Here is a 16,003-nt window from a genome sequence, read left to right as displayed (position 1 = left end):
TTTTATTCCTTCTCAATAATCTGGCCGTTTCTGTAGGCCTTCAGAAGTTGTCTCAGCTCATCAATGCTCTCCTGCAGGTGATGTCCGTTATCCGTATCCCCCACTGTTTTCCTAAGAGAGGTGCGTTTTACTAAAATACTGTCAGAGAGAATATCGCTCTCCCTTGTGATGGCATCCTCTGCAGAGGTAAATGGTTCATGGGCTGCCAGGATCATTCCCCAGGAATTATAAATCAACGTATATCCCGCAATCCCAGTCTCCTTCTGATATGCTTTTGAAAATCCACCGTCAATGACCAGCACTTTGCCGCCGCATTTGATGGGACTTTCCCCTGAGGTATGGTGTACCGGGACATGACCGTTTATAATATGGCAGCAGTCCCCTTCGATTCCGAACTCCCGGAAAATATTATCCACTACGCTTTCATCCTCTAAAAGTCTGTAGTAAGGATTCTTATTCTCCACATGGGTTTCCTTCTCGGCAAGGAAATACCGCTCAAAGGTAGCCATCTTATCCTTGCCGAACAGCGGAGACGAGGGACTGCTCCAGATAAACCACAGAATATCCCTGCCGCGCTGTTTTTCTTCCTTGTCCAGAGCAAAGAAAGCTTTCCGCACATAGGCTTCCAGCACGTCATAGAGCTCTCTTCCTTTATAAGTCCTGCCGTACACTTCAACCTCTTTAAAGCTGCCGTCCTCATTCAGAGGGACACAGCCGTGATAAAGCAGGTTGTTGTTATATACCTTGTACAAACTTCCCTTCTTCAAAAGAAGCTGCATATGGCGCTGGAGCTTCTCACAGTTGGCAAAGGCGGAGACGAGGCGTTCCATAACCTCCTCCTCCTCTTTTGAAAGCTCATAGGGATTTTCCGGGTCCACGGTCGGGAAGACATGATCCAGAAGGTTGTATTCTTTTCCGTATAAACGGATGGTCCCCTCCTCATAGTTAATATCATCCAGAAGCGCCCGGTCTGCCATATGAAATTCTTTTCTCCTGATCAAAAGCTGCCCTTCCAGTTTGAACTGGATAACGGAAATGGCCTTGTGCATCTTCATGTTCAGCACAGTCTCTGCCGGATTGAGGGTATTTCCCCCTTTTATTTTAAAGCACTCACAGGGGTCATCCTGATAATACGTCAGGGCAAATGTAGCCAATGGCAGAAGATTAATGCCATATCCGTCTTCCAGAAGGTCCAGATTCGCATAGCGGGCACAGATACGGATCACATTGGCAATACAGGAACGCTGGCCTGCTGCCGCACCCATCCAGACAATGTCATGGTTGCCCCACTGGATATCCAGAGAGTGATATTCCTCCAGCTTCTCCATGATATGGTGCGGCCCCGGCCCCCTGTCATAAATATCTCCCAGAATATGCAGATGGTCCACAACCAGACGCTGGATCAGCTCCGAAAGAGCGATGATAAACACTTCCGCCCTGCCTATGGCTATAATGGTCTCAATAATCTGCTCATAGTAAGCCTCTTTGTCATTGAGCTCCGGTTTCTCGGTGATAAGCTCCTCGATAACATATGCAAAATCAGGCGGCAGGGCTTTACGAACTTTGGATCGGGTGTATTTGGAGGCAACACGTTTACACACCTCGATCAGACGGTATAAGGTGATCTTGTACCAGTCCTCCATGTTTTCCTCCGTCTTTTTGATCAGCTCCATCTTTTCCTTCGGATAATAGATCAGTGTTGCCAGAAAACGCTTGTCCTGCTCATTGAGTGTATGGCCGAATACTTCGTTGATCTTTCGTCTCACAGAACCGGAACCATTTTTCAGCACATGGGAAAATGCCTCATATTCCCCGTGGATATCTGTCAGGAAATGTTCTGTTCCCTTGGGAAGGTTGAGAATTGACTGCAGGTTGATGATCTCCGTGGACGCCTTGGCGATTGTCGGATATAGTTCGGAAAGGCGTTCCAGATACTTTTGTTCCAGTTTTTCCATTTGGTCTCCCCCAATATTTATAGATTAATTTATGTTGCCATTGTAACACATTTTCCTCTCCCAGAAAACAAGAACACTGCCAATCAGTAAAAAAATAATTCCGGCCGGATTTTCTTTCTGCATTTTTACAGCCTCCGGTACGGGCTCTGTGTCCGTTTCGGCATTTTCATTGGCAGGCATGGTAAAATCCCAGGGTTCCATATCACTTATGTTTCCTGCTGTATCCTTAACAGACAGGGTTATTCTGTTTTTACCGTTTTTCAGGTATTTACTTGGGATTCTTAGTTTTCCTTCCTTCCACTCATAGAGGACCGGTTCCCCGTTCACCGAACAGGAAACAATCCGGACGGCGTCCACATTGTCCAGGGTTATTTCCGGTGTAAAGCCGCCGCTGTGGGCAATCTCCTCCCTGTCGTATACAAAGCTTGTACCTGATTGATTGACGGAAAAGAGAAAGTGCTGTTCTGTCCGGTTGCCGTACAGGTCACATGCCTCGCAGATAAGCACATACTCATCATCATCTGTCACCGGGTCCAGGGTCAGGGTCAGACAATTCCGGTTCTCCTCTTTCCGGAAGGAAATCGTTCTCTCACCTGTACGTTTCCCGGTAAGACGGATTTTTACACTGTCCTTGTCCAGATTCTCATCCTGTACTGTGATACATGGCGATACCTGCGTGTTGCTGGATGAAAGATTTTTCAGATTCACAAGGGCGATAACAGGATACACGCGGTCGGGGATTTCGATTTCTGTCATAGCCGTAGGAGTATCGTCCTCTTTCTCTTTTGAAGGCTGTCGGGCAGATTCGTTTTTTTCTGCCTCCTCTGAAGGCTGCCGGGCGGTTTCAATTCTCCCTGCCTCCTCATGTCCGTTACTATTTTCGGTTTCCTCCATATCTTTTATACCGTCTTCTGTGTTCTGCTTCTCATCTGCTATACCTCCTTGAATTTCTTCTGCATCTTTATCTGTGTATGTATCACCTGTCTGTGTTTTCTCTAAATCCGCAGTATCCTTTCCGTTTTTATCAGATTTCATTTCATCTGTATTTTCTTTTGAATCAGTCTTTTTCACCCTGATCTTATACCGAACCACCACTTCTGTTTCCCCTTCTTCAAGGGCCTCTATATTTCCGTTTCTTCCCGCGCAGGCAATGCGCTCATCTGCTATCTGTACCATGCCATTGCCGGGCAAAAAAAGCGCTTCTCCCTTCTGCAGTTCTACGATCTGTGTCATTTCCGGCAGAGTCTTGTCCGTATTTCCAAAATCTTCCTCGGCTGAAGCAAATACCGGAACCGCACTGCCTAAACATAAAAATATCACTGTCACTATAAAGAACATCCTTTTACGATTCATTCTGTTTCCTCCGTTTCCAAAGCCTTGATTTTATTTTTGATTTTTTCGCTGTTAAACCCATCCTTTTTTGCTCCTCTTTTTTCCATGAGAGAAAGCAGACTCTCTGCCTTTTTCTGGTTTTCCCGTTCTGCTGCTTCCATAAGGGCATAGGCGCAGTAGGCTTCTGCATCCTGGGGAAAATCGCTCAGATAACGTTCATAGCATTTTTCCGCTTCCATATACTCCTGCATCTGTCGGTACATGGCTGCAATTGACAGACGTGCTTCCTGTTCCAGGTTTACAGGGATTTTTTCTTCCAGAAGCAGTTCATAATACCGGATGCTTTTTACCGGATTATCCAGTTTTCCGTAAATCACGGCGAGCTGATAGTAAATTTCTACACGGTATACCGGTGCATATGTCTCCCGGCTGTTTTCCTTTACATTCTTTTCCGCCTGCAAAAGAAGACCCTGTGCCTTTTCCGCGCTTTCCTGATTGGAGAATCCCAGCTCGCTTTCATATGCCTGTACAATATTTGCCAGAAATATCTGTTCGCCCGCCTTCTCCCAGGAGGTGCCTGCGCTTTTTTCCAATGTTTCTATGGCAGCTCCGGCTTCTTCCCAGTTTCTTTTTGACGGCGCCTCTTCTATGGCATCCAGGATTTTTCGGTACAGCTCTCCTTTTTCTGTCCCTTCCTGTTCTTTCAGGAAATACCGGCGTGCCTCCCTGTAATCCGCTGTATCCGCAAGACCGATGTCTTTGCGAAAGCCCAGCAGCCTTCCCGCATCAAGCAGCAGCTCCTGCCGCCTGACCTGCGCGCCTAAAAGGAGCAGAAAACCCACTGCCAGAAAAACGGAACCTGCGTAAACACGCTGCCTGGTGTGCATCCACTCTTCCAGATTCTGCAGTTCTCTCTTGACCGCACGGATGTTCCTGTAGCGTTTTCCCGGAGAGGTTTCCATACATTTGTCTGCAATGTGTCTCCACTTTTTATATATCTTGGATCTGTGTTCATCCGTCTGTTCCATGTAACGCAGGACAGCTCCCAATCCATAGATGTCCGTTCGTTCCTCTGCACTACCGGAAAACTGTTCCGGTGCGGCAAAACCGGGTGTTCCGTACCCGCTGCCGCTCTTATTGGCCAGGGACGCAATGCCGAAATCAAGAATCCGTATATCCCCTGAAATGTGTACCAGCAGATTGGAAGGTTTCATATCCTGGTAGATAATCCCTTTTGCCGGACCATGGAGGTATTCCAGCAGACTACAGAGCTGTATGGCCCATCGGATCCGTTTGCTCCAGGGTATCTTTTTTCCGCTTTTCTTTATCTCCTCCAAAGTGAATCCTTCCAGATAGTCCATGACAAGATAACAGTATCCATCTGTCCTTAGTGTATCAACGATTCTGGGCAGCGCCGGATGTTCCAGGTACCGCATGATCTCAGCTTCTCTGCTGCTGCCAGCGGGAATCCTTTTGACAGCCCAGTATTTTTCCAGCTTTATGTCAAAGGCCAGATACACCTTCCCCTGTCCGCCTTTTCCCAGAATTTTATCCAGACGGTAGCGTTCTCCAAGAAGACGCTTTTCTCCATACACGAACAGCATCACCTCTTTATGTAATTCTTATATATTGTAAAATGAAAATGGAATGTCAGGCAGAAATGCCGAAATTTCAGATATTTTCAGACGGACTGCCGCATACGGCAACCCGTCTTTTTATATTAGATCACATTCTCTCAGGTGCTTCAAATCCCAGCAGATCGATGCATGTCTCCAGTACATCTCTTGCCAGAACCAGCAGACGAATCCAGGAAGTCTTCTGTGCTTCGTTCTCCTCACTGAGAATCTTAGTTTCATGATAAAAACTGTTGAACGCATTTGCCAGATCATAGATATAAGAACAGATCTTATGCGGAGCTTTTTCCTCAAAGGCAGGGGCGATCACGGAATTGAATCTGGAGAGTTCCAGCATCAATGCCTTCTCGCTGGCATTTGCCGCCTGCAGTAGTGTGCCCATTTCCGGATTACCGCCCTCTTCGCGGTAGCGCTCCAGAATGGATTTGATACGCACAATTGTATACAGGATATAAGGCCCTGTATTGCCCTCAAAGGATGTGAAACGCTCTACGTCAAACACGTAATCTTTGGAAGCCTGATTGGACAGATCCCCGTATTTGATTGCGGAAAGTCCCACCATCTCAGCGGTCTTTTTCGCATCATCGCCTTTTACACTGCGGTTCTCAACGATTTTCTTGTACATTTCCTCATTGATCTCATTGATGAGGCGTTCCAGACGCATAACTCCGCCTTCTCTTGTCTTAAAGGGCTTACCGTCCTTACCGTTCATGGTTCCGAAGCCGACAAATGCAAGTCCGGTGTTCTCCTCCGTGAGTTTTGCCTTCTTGGCACAGCGGAACACCTGGATAAAATGCAGTTCCTGGCGCTTGTCCACCACATAGATCATCTCATCCGGATGGTAATCCTCCATACGCTGTACAATGGTAGCCAGGTCTGTGGTATTGTAAAGGGAAGCTCCGTCGGATTTGAGGATCATACAGGGAGGAATCTCCTTGGCATCACTTTCCTCTTTTACATCCACAACAAGAGCGCCCTGGTCCAGATATGCATACCCATTGTCCTTTAAATATGCCACCATATCCGGAATATAGGGATCTGCATCCGCTTCACCCTTCCAGAGGTCAAAATCCACATGCAGCTTCTCATAGTTCTTTTTCAGGTCCGCTACAGACACTTCCATGATGTGTCTCCAGAGTGCGCGGTATCCTCTTCTGCCCTGCTGAAGTTCCAGAGTAGCCTCCAGCGCTTCATTTCTGTAGTCCTCATCTTCCTTTGATTTTCCGCTGGCTGTGGGGTATATCTCCTCCAGCTCGCTGACGGTAAACGGCGCTTCCGCCGGATACTCCCCTTCATAGGATGCATCAAAATATACCAGTTCCGGAGAACGTTTTTTAAGCTCTGTGATGATCAGACCCATCTGCAGGCCCCAGTCGCCCAGATGCACATCGCCTATTACTTTGTGCCCAAGGAAACGCCCCATTCGTTTTAAGCTCTCACCGATAATGGCGGAACGGAGATGTCCCACATGAAGCGGTTTTGCCACATTTGGTCCGCCGTAGTCGATGATAATCGTCTTTGGTGACTCTGCTTTCTCAACGGAGAGATCAGCATCTGCCTGCATATCGTTCAGATAGGATGCCAGAAATTCAGGATTCAGCTTCAGATTGATAAATCCCGGATTCACAGCGTCTGCCTGGCTGAACATATCACTCTCTTTTATTTTTTCAACCACATCGTTTGCAATCATGATAGGTGCTTTTTTGTATGTCTTGGCTGCCGCCATCGCTCCGTTGCACTGATACTCGCACAGATCCGGGCGGTTGGATACATTCACCCGGGCAAATTTTTCGTCATATCCGGAAGCTGTGAATGCGTCTTTGATGACTGCTTCCATGCATTCGATGATTTTCTTCATAACTGTTCACTACTCCACTTCTACTTTTTTAGAAACTGCCACCGCAAGGGCACCCTGTCCAATGTGACAGGCAACACTCAGGGACAGAGGGTCCATATGCACTTCCATATCGAAATGCTTCTCAAGCTCTGCCTTCCACTCCAGTGCCTCCTCCTCATTGCCGGTGTAAGCCGCCTCCAGGCACATGAGGCCCTTTTTCCTGTTATCTTTAAAACGGTTCTTCAGGTCCTCCTCCATGGCTTTGACCATCACACGCTTTGCCTGTTTCTTTCCTCTGGCTTTTGAAAAGGCATCCAGTTTCTCTCCCTGAATCTGCAGGACCGGTTTCAGATTCAGCACAGTGCCGAGCGCAGCCGCCGCAGGTGTGATCCTGCCGCCTTTTTTCAGATATTTCAGTGTCTCCAGAGTGATATAGATACTGGATTCCCCTTTTTCGGCTTCCAGGATCTCTTTGATCTCCACCGCGTTTTTACCGGCTTTTGCCAGCTCAACTGCATCCAGTACAGATTGTCTCTGCGTGACGGAAATTCTCTGGTTGTCCACCACCTGTACACGCCCCTTATATTCTCTGGCCAGTACAAATGCTGTCTGACAGGAGTTGCTGAGACCGCTTGACATGGGAATATGCACAATCTCATCGTGGTCTGCAAGCAGCCGCTCCCAGGTCTCCAGCACATCGGCAGGGGATGGCTGAGATGTGGAAATATCCGCATCCTGGGCCAGGCGTTCATAAAAATCCTCCTGGGTGAGTGTGATTCCCTCCAGGAAAAGCTGTTCATTAATATAAAAAGGCATTGGAAGAACCGTAATCCCCAGCTCCCCGGCACACTGCTGGGTAATGCCGCTGTTACTGTCCGTCACAACTGCAATCTTCTTTTTTTCCATTGCTTCTTTGACTCCTTTTCCCCATTTTGGGTTACTATTTTTAATAATATCATAGACCGGAGTTAAATACAATGTCTCCCCCGGGAAAATTTTGACGAAAAAATCACTGCATGCTATAATAGATTTCAGAAAAAATACTGATAAGGAGGAAAATCATGTCATTTCAAACAGAATCTTATGCAAACACAGCCAAAACTATCCTGTCAAATCTGGAAAAAAGGAACATGAAGGGATATTACTGTGAAAATGCCGAAGAAGCAAGAAAGCTCATTCAAAGCCTGATCCCTGCCCATGCCACAGTGACCTGGGGCGGCTCGGAAACACTGGTGGAGACAGGAATTATGGACACCTTAAAGCAGGGTGACTACATACTGCTTGACCGAAAGGAAGCCAAAACCCCTGAGGAATCCAGGGCCCTCTATGGCAGGATCGTCACTGCAGATTATTTTCTCACCGGCACCAATGCCATTACCCTGGACGGGGAACTGATCAATGTGGACGGCATGGGAAACCGTGTTGCCTGTCTGATCACAGGTCCGCAGCATGTACTGGTGGTGGCCGGCATGAACAAAGTGTCTGTCACAGAGGAGGACGGTATCCGCAGGGTCCGCAACATAGCAGCTCCCCCCAACAGTATCCGCGTCGGGGCCAATACCCCCTGCTCCAAAACAGGCGTCTGCCAAGACTGCCAGAGTCCTGACTGCATCTGCTGTCAGACGGTGATCACAAGACGCTCACGTGTAAAAGACAGGATCACAGTGATCCTAATCGGTGAATCTTACGGTTTCTGAGAAAAAAACGGCAGCTCCCTGGATACAGGAAAGCTGCTGTTTTTTTATTTTATACATTCTTTTTACATTCTCCGCAGAGCTTCGATCGGACTTAGATTCGCTGCCTTTATAGATGGCAGCAGTCCGAATACCAGACCGATGATCATAGAAAATACTACTGCCGCCGCTGCAGCGGGAATGCTGATTACCATAGGCGTCTGGGAAATCTTCGAGATAACCTTTGACAGTATAAAGCCTGCCGCCACACCCAGGACACCGCCTACACTGGTAAGCACTGCCGCTTCGGTCAAAAACTGGCCCAGGATTCTGCGCTTGTTGGCGCCTATGGCTTTTTTCAGGCCAATCTCACCGGTTCGTTCCGTGACAGACACCAGCATAATATTCATAACGCCGATACCGCCTACCAGAAGTGAGATGCTGGCGATCCAGATAAGCTGCCGGTTCGTGTTCTCACTGATCTGCTGAAGGCCCTTTGCCTTCTCCATAATATCCTCTGCCTTGTATTTGATGGAATCGGAGGTGGATGTTATGGACGCGTTGAGTATTTCCGCTGTCTTCTTGCCTGCTTTGCTCATGGCCTCCGGACTGGCAGCCCGAATGACCGCCTGCTGCGGCTCGTCATACTGATAGACAATGGGCCAGGTGGAATCCGGCATAAGGATCATGCCGCTGTCATCGCTGTAATATGTATAGTAATCCTCCATACTGTTAATGACCGGTTCGTACTCATCTGATTTTTTAATGATTCCCACAACCGTAAAAGGCTCTCCTTTTATCTCGACGGTTTTGCCAATCTCCTTTCCCTTTTCAAAGAAGTTGTTGGAGGCAGTTTCATCCAGCAGGATCACTTTACGGAAATTGTCAAAATCCTTTTTGGAAAATCCGCGCCCCCGGACGATCTGATATCCGCAGGTGTCCAGATAATCTTTATCCACTCCCAGCACTTTGCCGCCTTCCATGCTTTGATTCTGATAGTAAACGCTGTCTGCATACTGGCGCAGCCTGTAGAGTGACGCATTCTCCACATTGTCCAGATCCAGGATCTGCTGTTTCTGCTCCTCTGTGGCAACCGGCACTCCCTGGGGAATCCCCTGATACTCCATTTGATATATGTTGCTGCCCTCGTTTAAGGTGATGTCAACAACATTGTCGCCCTCACCGATCAGGTTCTTTTTTATCTGCTCACTGGTTCCCTTGATCGTAGAGACAATGGAAATCAGGGATGCGATTCCGATGATTATGCCCAGCATTGTGAGAAAAGAACGCATCTTGTGTGCCCAGAGTCCCTGGAAGGACAATCTAATATTTTCTACCATGTTTTATCCTCCCTCCTCTAGTACATGCCATATAGTTCTTCTATGGTTGCATGTCTTACTTTGACGCCTTCTTTTACCTTCTTGCCATATGGGAAAGCAATGTTGTCCTCCTCTGTGAGACCGCTTTTAATTTCCAGCATACTGCCGTAGAAATTTTTTCCCACCTGCACCGTCCGCTTTTCAAGCTGATGATCCTTGTTCTCCACGTAGACAAAATCCTTGCCGTCTTTATTCCGCACAAATTGCTTGCTGATGTAAAGACCTGCGGGATTCTCCGACTCTGCGGGAAGTTCCAGGCTGACACCCTCCATATTTTTAAGGCCGTCGCTGTTTTTGATATAGGCAGTAAAGGGGTAATAAGATACCTCTCTGCCGTAACCGTACATATTGTTGGAGGACGGAAAATTGGATATCTCTTTTACTTCCGCCTCCACGGGAAGTCCTGATTCGTATGTAAATCCTGTCAGGACAGAACCCGGCTGAAGCTGCTGAAGCTGATACTCATCTGCCAGACCTTTCACATAGCTGCCCTCTGCGCTTTCCACAACAAGAAATGCCTCGCCGTCCACTTCCCCTTTGCTTGGATCTCCAACCTTCTTCACAACGCCGTTCAGAATGGATTCTACGGTCTGGTTCTCCAGCTTTTTCTCAACATTCTGAATTTTCAGGTTGCTGCCGCGAATGTCCAGTTCTGCGGTTTTTATCTCTTTTTTCTTCTCTGTGATCGCTTTGTCCAGTTCATCTTTTGTATAGCCGTTTATGATATCATCCTGGGGAACCTCTTCCATAAAATCCCAGTCATCCGGGAACTCTTCCCCATCCGGATCACCGTCCGGCATCTCTTCATCCGGTGTTTTCGGTTCCTCCTCCGTATACGTTCCAAGGTGGGTGAGGTACCATTTCTGCGGTTCCACTTTCTCTGTTATTTTACTTCCGTCAAGGTACAGGGCCGCGATGAGAAATCCGTCTTGTTCGCCCTTGTCTCTGACTTCCAGGACACAGTATACCGGTTCTTTTTCTTTGGTGTCTGCATTTCCGTATCCTGCGATTTGGTTTAGAAAGGCACCCTGGATCTTCACATCTTTTTTGCAGAGATAGTAGTATGGGTCTTCCTTTGTGCCCGTTCCCTTGTAAGGAATGGCGTTTTCTATTTTCTGGCCCGGTATAGTCTCAAGGGTAATGTCTCCGTAAAGTTTATCATAAACCATGGACGGTACCGGTTTCTCCGGTTTATCCGGGTTGTCCGGGTTGTCCGGGTTGTCCGGATTATCTGGATCATCCGGTTTATCCGGGTTATCTGGATTCTCCGGGTTATCTGGATTATCCGGGTTGTCCGGGTTATCTGGGTTGTCCGGGTTGTCTGGATTATCCGGGTTGTCCGGGTTATCTGGGTTATCCGGGTTATCTGGGTTGTCCGGGTTGTCTGGATTATCTGGGTTGTCCGGGTTGTCTGGGTTGTCCGGGTTATCTGGGTTATCCGGGTTGTCCGGATTACCTGCGTTATCCGGGTCACCGGATTCGGCGGCAGCTCTTGTATTTTGGGAAACTGCCATTTTACTGAATGCTGCATCCCATCGTCCGCCCATACCTGAGCCTGCATCTTTCATTCCCAGAGGCAGGATGCCTGCTTTGCTGCCTGCTCCCATGATGTTTCCGGTGGAACCTTCTTCATCGTCATCCTCTGATTTCTGGCTATCAGGAATGATATCGGCATTTTTCAGTTTTTCCAGTTCTTTTTCTAGGCCCTTTTTCTTGACCAGAAGCTGCTCTTTATTGATTTTTTCCATCTCCAGGTCAATGTTGACCAGTGTCATGTCATACGAGAGAAGCGGCGTTCCTTCAACCACTTCCTGTCCTTCCTGTACATAAATCTGGTCCACCATCTGCTTTTCCATCAGATGAACCTCCTGTGTCACACTGGAGGTTATGGTTCCGTCTATACTGGTGCTCATACCCCAGATCTGCTGCTTCAGATCAGCTACGGGATAGACATCTACTTTCGTCTGGTCCATCTTCTTCACACCATACCAGATTCCTGTGCCGGCCAACGCTGCAGCTCCGACACAGATGACGGCAATGATGATTTTTTTATTTCTCGCCTTCATTTGCATCCTCCCCTCTACTGCGCCTCACCTTCCGGACTTGGGACTGCTGCCCCGTCTGCGCCTTCCGCACCGGCTTCACCTTCCGGGGCATTTCCTTCCATTTCCGCACTGCCGGCTTCACCTTCCGAAGCATTGCCTTCCATTTCGGCAGCACCTTCTTCCCCTTCAACAGGAAGTGTATCTGCTCCGTCTGCAGGCAGGCCATCCATACCTTCCGGCATTTCACCGTCCGCAGGCATTGATTCCGGATCACTCATGGGAATCTCTTCATGTGTTGTCTTCATTCCCTCTTTTAAGAACTCCTGCGGAAAAGCAATGTAATCACTTACCTTCAGGCCGCTTTTTATCTGATACTGGAAGAGATTTTCATCGTGTTCACCGAGGGTCACATCACGTTTTTCAAGCTTTCCATCCTTGTTTTCCACCCATACACAGGGCTGCTTGTCCGCGTCCATGATAAAGCCTTCGTCCAGCCATATACCCTCTTTTTCTTCCATTCCCGTGTCATTTTCAATATACACATGCTGACCCAGCATCAGGCCGTCAGAGGTGTCCAGGTTAATATAAAAAGGATAGGAGGAAGACATCATTTCACCGCTGTCGCTGCCGCCTCCGTACATCATATTATTGTTGTTTCCCTCTCTGTTTTCCGTATCCACCGCTGTGAACGTACCTGTCCATGTCTTGCTTTCATCAACTCTGGAACGGATGATTGCCTTTGCACCTTCCTGAACAGCGCCGATATTCTGTTCATTTACTTTTCCTTTTACCCTGTAAACACCGGTTGCAAGAATAGTCATAAATGCCTGTGAACTGCCGCTGTAAGGATCTGTCTCATTGCCCTCATTAATGCTTTTTACAACTCCCTGCATCTCACTGGTGACAGAAGAATTGGCAATCTTTTCATGTATCTGTGATATTTCTACTTCTTTGCTTTTCCGTTCATATTCGCTTTTCTTCAGGTCCATCTGTGCTGTCTGGATCTGGGTCGTGTAGGAAAACTGGTCATCCTCTGAGGCGGATTTCTTTTCTTTTTCCAACTGTGCGATCTGACTGCGCAGGTTCTCCATATCGGTGTCTGCCCGCTCCAGATCCAGCTGGGCCTGCTGCAGATCTGCTTCCAGTGTCTCCGTGTCATAGACAAAAAGGGCGGTTCCCACCTCCACTTCGCTTCCCACTTCCACCAGGATCTCTTTTACTTCCCGCTCTGCATTTTTCTGAATCTCCCATGTCTTCTGTGGTTCCACAACACCGGCCAGTCTCTGAACCTGGGAAGATGGATCCATGGAGGAGACACTGGTCACATAAGCCAGCTCTGTGCTCTTGTCCTCACCTTTTCCTCGCTGCTGCATATAAATTCCCGTACCGATCACGCCTGCCAGCAGCACAATGCCTGCTCCGATTAAAATCTTATTTCTTTTATTCATATATTTCCCCCTGTTTTTAAATTTAAAATTCACATACTATTTGTTTAAGAAGGCACTTTGAAGAAAACAACTTTACACAAAGTATAACAGATTTTAAAGATTCTGTCTTTTAACTTTTTATAACCTTTTGAAATCTTTATGTAATCTTTTGTGTTCTGATTTCGTATATAATATAACAGTCGTCTTTTTGTCGTAATTCGTCGAATTATTGCTTTATTTAACGGATTATGTCTATTTTTATCTAATCAGATATTTTTATGACTTTTTAAGTTATTCTTATTATTAATAAAATAATATATAACGAAGGGGGTATTTTATGAACGTGGAAAGTCTTGTTCACCGTCTTGGTATCTGCTCCATATATCGGGGCTATTCTTTCCTTATCTACGCAGTTGAACTGTCAGTCAGAAATGAAGAATATCTGCTCTACATAACAAAAGAATTGTATCCGGATGTGGCGAAACATTTCCATTCCACCAGCACAAGAATCGAACGGTCACTTCGTACGGTCATCACCACATGCTGGAACGAAGGAAACCGAGCGCTGCTGAATCATATCGCAGGGTATGAGCTGCAGCGAAAGCCTACTACGGGAGAATTTATTTCTATGCTTGCTTATTATGTGAGAAACCATAAAGACGAGGAGTAATCATTTCTCTTTACGCTGAAAGGGCATCTACAACGTATATGTAGGTGCCCTTTCCGTATCCTGTCAGCAGGGAGTATTTCCCAGCAGTTTTTCAGTCAGTTCTGTAAACGAAATTGCATTCGTTCTTTCTAAAAGTTCAATATCCTCCGTCTTAAAGCTTTCTGCTCCCTTATAGGCACCGCAGATACCACACGCCATAGCAGCAATGGTATCTGTATCACCGCCTATATTGGCCGCGTATTCGGCACACACTGCAGGGTCTCCTTCAGACAAGTAAAATAAAGCTGCCGCTGCCGGTATACTCTCGGCAGATGAAATTCCCGTCCCCACATAGTCATAAATATCTTTAAGTGCTTTTTGAGGTTCCTGCTCCGTAAAATGTCTTGCCATTTTCATGCGGCAGGCTACAGACGGTGAACCAATGGAATTTCCATATGCACTGCCCTTTTCTGCCATTTCCGTCATATATTCATAAATTTTTGATAAATCTTTTTCTCCGTGGACAGCCGCCGCTGCTCCTGCTGCGATGGCACATGCTGCGCTTATGGCGCAGGAAGTAAAATGTGTGGGTCTGCACAATTCAATGACCTGGTGGAGCAAGTGGCAGGAATCCACCTCTTCTTTGCAGTTATACCCGGCAAGAAGACCTATTGGTACGATTTTCATGGCTGCGCCGTTGGTGGTCCCTGTACTTCCCGCTTCCTCCATCGGCGTTCCGGCCTCAATCAGTTCCAGAGCCTTAGCGGTACTGGGGCCTACAACTGCCGAACTTTTATCCGAGTGTTTCATCCAATACCTCAATTTTTTAATAAAAACCTGCGCGTCGACCCTGCCCCCGTTCTCACTGAGCATCTCTGTGACCAAAATACTGTTGATCGTGTCATCCGTCACCTCACCTTTTGCAAATCCGGCGGATATCCTGTTATCCGGATGTCCGGGAAGAAAGGTTTTGATATACCCGAGCTTTTTCTGTATCAATTCCCGGCTCCACATTTCTGCCGGCATTCCGAAAGCATCTCCGTAAGCGATCCCGATGAAGCCTCCCTTTACCTGGTCAAATTTTTCCCTCATCCACAGCACCTCATTTCCAGACAAACGTTTCAGCGGTTTTAAGATCCGGTGAAAAACGGGCCCCTATTCCGGTACACGTATGCCCTGCGCACATGGTGGCAAATTTCATGGATTCCTCTATGGACATGCCATTCAGACAATACTGATAGATAAACGAACCCATATACGAATCCCCGGCCCCGGTGGAATCCACAACTTCCAGATCACAGCTCTTGACCGTATACTTCCTGTCCTGCTCATCATATGCAACAGATCCTTCTTTTCCGAGGGTGAACAGTAAAGTACCCTTACAGTAATCACGGAGGTATCTCACGCACGCATCTAAATCCGTCGTTCCTGTCAGCTCGTACAGGCCGCCGCGGCACGGTGCAAAAATATCAGTGAACTTAAGTGCTGATAATATCTCCTCTTTTGATACATGCAGTCCCTGCATGGTGCCAAGGCCTACCTGCATGTTAAAGACGGTCTTCACCCCGGCTTTCCTTGCTTTTTTAAGTCCTGTAATGGCAGGCTCTTTGGGCAGTAAATCTGTGTAGAAAACCTTAGCTGATGAGACGGCCGAATAATCCAGTTCATCACTTGTCAGGCTTTCAAAGGCATCCCCCATATTGAGCATAATAAATTTTCTGCCCTCATCATCAATGACAATATCTGTATGCAGGGTTATCTTTCCCGGTTTTACGATCATACTCTTGGTATCTACGTTCTCATCCCGGAGACTTTTCAGAACATCTTTTCCCAGAGCATCATCTCCCACAGCCCCCATATAGCCACATTTTGCTGAGAGCCTCGCAAGCTGTACGATCACGTTTGTGCCGCTTCCTCCGGGCTGTCTGTCATTACTTTTCACAATACAGAATCCATCCTCTGAAGGAAGATTATCAACCTTCATCAAAACATCCATAGCCAATGTACCTAAACCATATACATCCATACGCCTTCTCCTTTTGTAACTATTTCGCCAACAGAACCGTTATCTT

The 16,003-nt window shown here is 47.2% G+C and carries 12 protein-coding genes; 2 read left to right on the top strand and 10 right to left on the bottom strand.

The features are described 5' to 3' along the window. Window positions 1–2: 2 nt before the first annotated feature. From MUB35_RS11495 to MUB35_RS11475, 5 genes are all read right to left on the bottom strand, one after another. Complete coding sequence (locus MUB35_RS11495) at window positions 3–1,955, bottom strand: fructose-bisphosphatase class III (RefSeq protein WP_033139701.1); 1,953 nt, start codon at window positions 1,953–1,955, stop codon at window positions 3–5. 24 nt (window positions 1,956–1,979) lie between these two features. After that, the gene (locus MUB35_RS11490; protein ID WP_244806226.1) at window positions 1,980–3,308 is read right to left on the bottom strand and encodes a hypothetical protein; all 1,329 of its coding nucleotides are present in this window, start codon (window positions 3,306–3,308) and stop codon (window positions 1,980–1,982) included. Then, on the bottom strand, window positions 3,305–4,882 hold the full coding sequence (locus tag MUB35_RS11485) for a protein kinase domain-containing protein (RefSeq protein ID WP_244806225.1): 1,578 nt from the start codon (window positions 4,880–4,882) through the stop codon (window positions 3,305–3,307). Before MUB35_RS11485 ends, MUB35_RS11490 begins: the two co-directional genes overlap by 4 nt. Before the next feature lie 130 nt (window positions 4,883–5,012). Continuing rightward, window positions 5,013–6,779, bottom strand: a complete 1,767-nt coding sequence (argS, locus tag MUB35_RS11480) for an arginine--tRNA ligase (RefSeq protein ID WP_244806224.1) — start codon at window positions 6,777–6,779, stop codon at window positions 5,013–5,015. Window positions 6,780–6,788: 9 nt separating this feature from the next. Further along, on the bottom strand, window positions 6,789–7,664 hold the full coding sequence (locus MUB35_RS11475) for a DegV family protein (RefSeq protein ID WP_033139704.1): 876 nt from the start codon (window positions 7,662–7,664) through the stop codon (window positions 6,789–6,791). A gap of 155 nt (window positions 7,665–7,819) precedes the next feature. Between MUB35_RS11475 and MUB35_RS11470 the strand changes: the two genes are divergently transcribed. Next, window positions 7,820–8,455 (top strand): lactate utilization protein, encoded by a 636-nt coding sequence (locus MUB35_RS11470; protein ID WP_148393694.1) that lies wholly within the window; start codon window positions 7,820–7,822, stop codon window positions 8,453–8,455. A 62-nt stretch (window positions 8,456–8,517) separates the two neighbouring features. On the opposite strand, the gene MUB35_RS11465 is transcribed toward MUB35_RS11470, so the two are convergent. Genes MUB35_RS11465 through MUB35_RS11455 form a run of 3 tightly spaced genes read right to left on the bottom strand, consistent with a single transcriptional unit; the run spans window position 8,518 to window position 13,303 of the window. After that, complete coding sequence (locus MUB35_RS11465; protein ID WP_033139706.1) at window positions 8,518–9,771, bottom strand: ABC transporter permease; 1,254 nt, start codon at window positions 9,769–9,771, stop codon at window positions 8,518–8,520. 17 nt (window positions 9,772–9,788) lie between these two features. Then, entirely contained in the window at window positions 9,789–11,876 is a 2,088-nt protein-coding gene (locus MUB35_RS11460) for an efflux RND transporter periplasmic adaptor subunit (RefSeq protein ID WP_244806223.1), read from the bottom strand. Window positions 11,877–11,890: 14 nt separating this feature from the next. Then, complete coding sequence (locus tag MUB35_RS11455; protein ID WP_244806222.1) at window positions 11,891–13,303, bottom strand: efflux RND transporter periplasmic adaptor subunit; 1,413 nt, start codon at window positions 13,301–13,303, stop codon at window positions 11,891–11,893. 316 nt (window positions 13,304–13,619) lie between these two features. Between MUB35_RS11455 and MUB35_RS11450 the strand changes: the two genes are divergently transcribed. Continuing rightward, a complete protein-coding gene (locus tag MUB35_RS11450) occupies window positions 13,620–13,952 on the top strand; it encodes a sporulation initiation factor Spo0A C-terminal domain-containing protein (RefSeq protein ID WP_033139708.1) in 333 nt (110 codons plus the stop codon). A gap of 63 nt (window positions 13,953–14,015) precedes the next feature. On the opposite strand, the gene MUB35_RS11445 is transcribed toward MUB35_RS11450, so the two are convergent. Together MUB35_RS11445 and MUB35_RS11440 are read right to left on the bottom strand one after the other, a co-directional pair. Next, complete coding sequence (locus MUB35_RS11445; protein ID WP_103732868.1) at window positions 14,016–15,023, bottom strand: ADP-ribosylglycohydrolase family protein; 1,008 nt, start codon at window positions 15,021–15,023, stop codon at window positions 14,016–14,018. A 10-nt stretch (window positions 15,024–15,033) separates the two neighbouring features. Continuing rightward, entirely contained in the window at window positions 15,034–15,957 is a 924-nt protein-coding gene (locus tag MUB35_RS11440) for a carbohydrate kinase family protein (RefSeq protein WP_033139710.1), read from the bottom strand. Window positions 15,958–16,003: the final 46 nt, after the last annotated feature.

Source organism: Blautia sp. NSJ-175 (assembly GCF_022867815.1).
In the GTDB taxonomy this organism is placed as follows: domain Bacteria; phylum Bacillota; class Clostridia; order Lachnospirales; family Lachnospiraceae; genus Blautia; species Blautia celeris.
This window is presented reverse-complemented; position numbering and strand designations above follow the sequence as displayed.

Bases quoted from the DNA above. Each gene is read 5' to 3' on its own strand.
- MUB35_RS11495 (WP_033139701.1), bottom strand. From the start codon at position 1,955: ATGGAAAAACTGGAACAAAAGTATCTGGAACGCCTTTCCGAACTATAT.
- MUB35_RS11490 (WP_244806226.1), bottom strand. From the start codon at position 3,308: ATGAATCGTAAAAGGATGTTCTTTATAGTGACAGTGATATTTTTATGT.
- argS (WP_244806224.1), bottom strand. From the start codon at position 6,779: ATGAAGAAAATCATCGAATGCATGGAAGCAGTCATCAAAGACGCATTC.
- MUB35_RS11475 (WP_033139704.1), bottom strand. From the start codon at position 7,664: ATGGAAAAAAAGAAGATTGCAGTTGTGACGGACAGTAACAGCGGCATT.
- MUB35_RS11470 (WP_148393694.1), top strand. From the start codon at position 7,820: ATGTCATTTCAAACAGAATCTTATGCAAACACAGCCAAAACTATCCTG.
- MUB35_RS11465 (WP_033139706.1), bottom strand. From the start codon at position 9,771: ATGGTAGAAAATATTAGATTGTCCTTCCAGGGACTCTGGGCACACAAG.
- MUB35_RS11460 (WP_244806223.1), bottom strand. From the start codon at position 11,876: ATGAAGGCGAGAAATAAAAAAATCATCATTGCCGTCATCTGTGTCGGA.
- MUB35_RS11455 (WP_244806222.1), bottom strand. From the start codon at position 13,303: ATGAATAAAAGAAATAAGATTTTAATCGGAGCAGGCATTGTGCTGCTG.
- MUB35_RS11450 (WP_033139708.1), top strand. From the start codon at position 13,620: ATGAACGTGGAAAGTCTTGTTCACCGTCTTGGTATCTGCTCCATATAT.
- MUB35_RS11445 (WP_103732868.1), bottom strand. From the start codon at position 15,023: ATGAGGGAAAAATTTGACCAGGTAAAGGGAGGCTTCATCGGGATCGCT.
- MUB35_RS11440 (WP_033139710.1), bottom strand. From the start codon at position 15,957: ATGGATGTATATGGTTTAGGTACATTGGCTATGGATGTTTTGATGAAG.